This window comes from Leucobacter soli (assembly GCF_042659205.1).
Lineage (GTDB): Bacteria > Actinomycetota > Actinomycetes > Actinomycetales > Microbacteriaceae > Leucobacter > Leucobacter soli.
Genome location: NZ_JBHSRW010000225.1, coordinates 1 through 3,578, shown reverse-complemented (window position 1 = coordinate 3,578; position 3,578 = coordinate 1). Strand labels below are relative to the sequence as shown.

The 3,578-nt window shown below is 69.2% G+C and carries 4 protein-coding genes and 1 pseudogene; 2 read left to right on the top strand and 3 right to left on the bottom strand.

Annotated features, from left to right (window positions below):
- Positions 1 to 91 precede the first annotated feature (91 nt).
- A complete protein-coding gene (locus ACFPZL_RS11200) occupies positions 92 to 1,636 on the bottom strand; it encodes an APC family permease (RefSeq protein WP_236022041.1) in 1,545 nt (514 codons plus the stop codon).
- A 128-nt stretch (positions 1,637 to 1,764) separates the two neighbouring features.
- On the opposite strand from ACFPZL_RS11200, the gene ACFPZL_RS11195 reads away from it, so the two are divergent.
- Positions 1,765 to 2,085, top strand: a complete 321-nt coding sequence (locus ACFPZL_RS11195; RefSeq protein ID WP_218115176.1) for a GNAT family N-acetyltransferase — start codon at positions 1,765 to 1,767, stop codon at positions 2,083 to 2,085.
- A gap of 12 nt (positions 2,086 to 2,097) precedes the next feature.
- Here ACFPZL_RS11195 and ACFPZL_RS11190 read toward each other — a convergent pair whose 3' ends face one another.
- On the bottom strand, positions 2,098 to 2,799 hold the full coding sequence (locus tag ACFPZL_RS11190) for an asparagine synthase (RefSeq protein ID WP_218115177.1): 702 nt from the start codon (positions 2,797 to 2,799) through the stop codon (positions 2,098 to 2,100).
- A 72-nt stretch (positions 2,800 to 2,871) separates the two neighbouring features.
- On the opposite strand from ACFPZL_RS11190, the gene ACFPZL_RS11185 reads away from it, so the two are divergent.
- Positions 2,872 to 3,255: a DUF488 domain-containing protein gene (locus ACFPZL_RS11185; protein WP_218115178.1), complete on the top strand. Its 384-nt coding sequence runs from the start codon at positions 2,872 to 2,874 to the stop codon at positions 3,253 to 3,255.
- Between the two features lie 121 nt (positions 3,256 to 3,376).
- On the opposite strand, the pseudogene ACFPZL_RS11180 reads toward ACFPZL_RS11185, so the two are convergent.
- Positions 3,377 to 3,578, bottom strand: a pseudogene (locus ACFPZL_RS11180) (hypothetical protein); the annotation flags it as partial.

Genomic DNA, 3,578 nt, shown 5'->3' with positions numbered 1-3,578 from the left:
CGCGGCACCGACGGCGACGCGGCCGCCTGATCGCCCGAACCGCGGCCCCCGTTCCGAGCCCGGCCGGGAACCGCGGTGCCCGGCCCGCGGCTCACTCGTCTGGGACGAGCACCGGCGTATCGCGGTTCAGGCTCTCCCGGCGGAAGTAGTGCTTCGAGTTCGGTCGCAGCCACCAGATCCCCATCAGCACGAAGCCCAGCAGGATCGCGCCGACACCGATGACGAAGGCGCCGCCGACGCCGAGCAGCACGGTCTCGCTGTAGTCCGTGCTCCACATGTCGATCGCGGACTGCACGAACGCGTAGCCGAGCAGCAGACCGCCGAGGAGGGGCAGGATGCCGCGCATCCAGAGGTTGCGCGCGCTATCGCGGAGCGTGCCCTTGAAGTACCAGACGCAGGCGAACGAAGTGATCGCGTAGTAGAGCGCTACCGCGAGCCCCATCGAGGTGAGTGAATCCGCGAGCACGTCCTCCGAGATGATCGACATCGAGACGTAGTAGAGGATCGCCGCGACGCCCATGAGCGTGGTGGAGAACCACGGCGTCTTGAACTTCGGGTGCAGCTCGGCGAACTTCGCCGGCAGCGCCCGGTAGATCGCCATCGAGAGGGTGCCGCGGGCGGTCGGCAGGATCGTCGTCTGCGTCGACGAGGCGGCGGAGAGCATGACGCCGAGGATCAGGAACCAGCCCCACGGACCGAAGAGCACTCCGCTCAGCACCGAGAACACGTCGTCGAGGTTCTCCGGGTTGGTCAGCCCGAAGCCGGTGTCGCCGAAGCCGGCGAACATCATGACCGCGACCGATACGCCGACGTAGAGGATGATGAGCACGACGATGCTCGAGAGCGCTGCCCGGCCCGGGGTCTTGCGCGGGTTCTTCGTCTCCTCGTTGAGGGCGAGGCAGGTGTCCCAGCCCCAGTAGATGAAGAGCGCGAGCAGCACCGCTTCCATGAAGCCCGACCACGAGGTCAGCTCGGCCGGGTTGAACCAGTTCCAGTCGAACGCGACGGAATCTGCGACACCGCCGTTCAGCGCCTGCAGCAGGGCGAGACCGCCGAATAGCACCATCGCGAGGATCTGGATCGTCATCAGCACCATCTGCAGGCGCTCCCCCATCTGCACGCCGATCGTGCTGATGAAGGTCATGATCGCCATGAAGACGACGGCCGTGGCGACGACGATCACGCGGTTGTCGGCGAACTCGGTGTTGCCGAGCAGCAGCCAGAAGTACTTGCCGGTGATCTCGCCGACGTTGGCGAGGACCATGATCGCCGAGACCGCGACCGCCCAGCCGCCGATCCACCCGGTCACCGGGCCGAACGCCTTGGCGCCCCACACGAAGGTGGTGCCGCAGTCCGGCATCTCCCGGTTGAGCTCCTGATAGGCGAAGGCCGCGAAGATCATCGGGATGCAGGCGACGATGAAGACCAGCGGGGCCTGCGCGCCCACCGCGAGGATCACGTAGCCGAGCGTGGCGGCGAGCGAGTAGAGGGGCGCCGTCGAGGCGAGGCCGATCACCGTCGAGCCGACCACGCCGAGGGCGCCGCTGCTGAGTCCCTTCTCGGCGCGGATCGCACCGGTCCCGGTCCCGGGCGCGCAGGGCGAACCGCCGCCGGTCGAAGGCTGTGTTGCTGTCATGGGGTTCATTCTCCACCATTCCCGCCCGCCGAGGAGGGCGGTGTTCGCGTCACGATGCTCGCGAAGCATCACCGTATCGGGGCCGCGATTCCCGGGCGGCACCCGGGCGAGCCGCCTATGCTGGCAGCATGGCTGCATACGTCACCGAGGCCGACGCCGAGGCCGCCGGCTATACGATCGAGCATCACGCGGATCGGCACGAATTCGTCGTCGTCGAGGCGGATCGCGTCGTCGGCGTCGCCCACTACCGGCTGATCGGCGGGCAGGACGGTGCGATCGACTTCGACCACACGATGGTCATTCCGCGGCTCCGCGGCACCGGGCTCTCCGAGATCCTCGCCCGTCGCGCCGTCACCGATGAGATCGTGCTCGGGCGGCACGTGCGCGCCTCGTGCTGGTTCATCGAGAAGTTCCTCGCTCAGCACCCGGATCTCAGGCCGGGCGCGTAGCTCCTGCGCCCGCTACTTCCAGCGTTTCCGCTTCGGCTTCTCCACGGCCGCGCCGTCGTCGCCTTCCTCACCCGCGCCGGTGAGGTCGGTTGAGCCCGCCGAGACGCCGGGTCTCCCCGCCTGCTGCTGCATCAGCTCGGTGAGATCCCGCTCGATGAACAGCTGGATCCGCTCATCCCGCGCGCGCCGGTACTCGGGGGTCGCGCCTCCGGCGTAGTACGGATGGGTGGCGCGCTCCTTCAGCGAGTCGCCGATCTCGTCCCAGGCCGCAGCACGGGCGCGTTCGGCCGTGCGCGCAAGGTACTCCGCGTCGGCGGCGCATGCGCGCAGCTCGTCGGCGACCCCTTCGTACACCTCCTGCCGGTGCCGAAGCGTGCGGTTGTCGTCGTTGCCGTACTCGGACTCGCTCCACGAGCTCCGGCCGGTGCTGCGGATCTCGTCCCGCACCCGCTCGATGTGCCGGGCGTCCCGCTCCCGCTCGCGCGCCAGTTCGTCGATGGCGTCCCGCACCATGTCGACGATCTGCTCCTCGTCGTAGTCCATTCGCCGTTTGAGCGCGTTCATGATGATGGTGTTCTTCACCGTCATCCGCACGGCGACATCGGCGACGAGCATGCCCTGCTCGATGATCTCCTCGACCGGTGCGAGTTCCCGCTTGGGCAGGCGGCGGCGCGTCCGCGGGCGCGACTTGCGCTTGAACCAGTCGAAGGCCACGGCCCCACCTCCCCCTCGCTGAAATACCTTTCAAGTATCGCGTACAGCGCCCGGCGGTGGGAGACTGAAGTCATGGAAGTCGCTATCAAGCGGATCTACGCGCCCGCGGAGCCGTCCGACGGGATGCGGGTGCTGGTGGATCGCCTCTGGCCGCGAGGCGTCTCGAAGGCCGACGCGCAGCTCGACCTCTGGGCCAAGGATGTCGCCCCGAGCCCGGCGCTGCGGACGGCCTGGCATCACGACCCGGACGGGCACGAGCCGTCGCACTTCGCGGCGTTCGCCGCAGAGTACCGGGCCGAGCTCGGCGAGGAGCCCGCGCTCGCGTCCCTGCAGCAGCTCGCCGCCACCGCGCGCGAGCACGATCGGCTGACGCTGCTCTACGGAGCGAAGGACGAGCAGACCAACCACGCCGTGGTGCTGCGCGAGGCGCTGCTCGAGCTGCTCGGTACCGGCTGACCGGAGCCCGTCGCTCCGTGCCGGCCGATCCGCGCCGGCCGATCCGGCGCGGCAGATCCGGGCCCGCTGGTCGGTGCGTTGCCGCCACGATCCCGACCCCGCGATTCTTACGTCTCGATCCCTACACCACGAGTTCGTCGCGCAGGATCGCGCGCAGCGCGCGCACGGCCCGCTCGAACTCCTCGTCACCGCTCCGGCCCCCGGTCCCGATGACGAGGCCGAAGAGCTCTCCGCCCGGGCCGCGCCGCTGCCAGTAGGCGCTGAGCGGGATCGCGCCCAGATCCGCCGCATCCGAGGCCGCGAGCACCCGGCGTTCGAGCTCC

Coding starts and splice junctions, on each gene's coding strand:
- ACFPZL_RS11195 (WP_218115176.1), top strand. CDS start 1,765: ATGGCTGCATACGTCACCGAGGCCGACGCCGAGGCCGCCGGCTATACG.
- ACFPZL_RS11200 (WP_236022041.1), bottom strand. CDS start 1,636: ATGACAGCAACACAGCCTTCGACCGGCGGCGGTTCGCCCTGCGCGCCC.
- ACFPZL_RS11185 (WP_218115178.1), top strand. CDS start 2,872: ATGGAAGTCGCTATCAAGCGGATCTACGCGCCCGCGGAGCCGTCCGAC.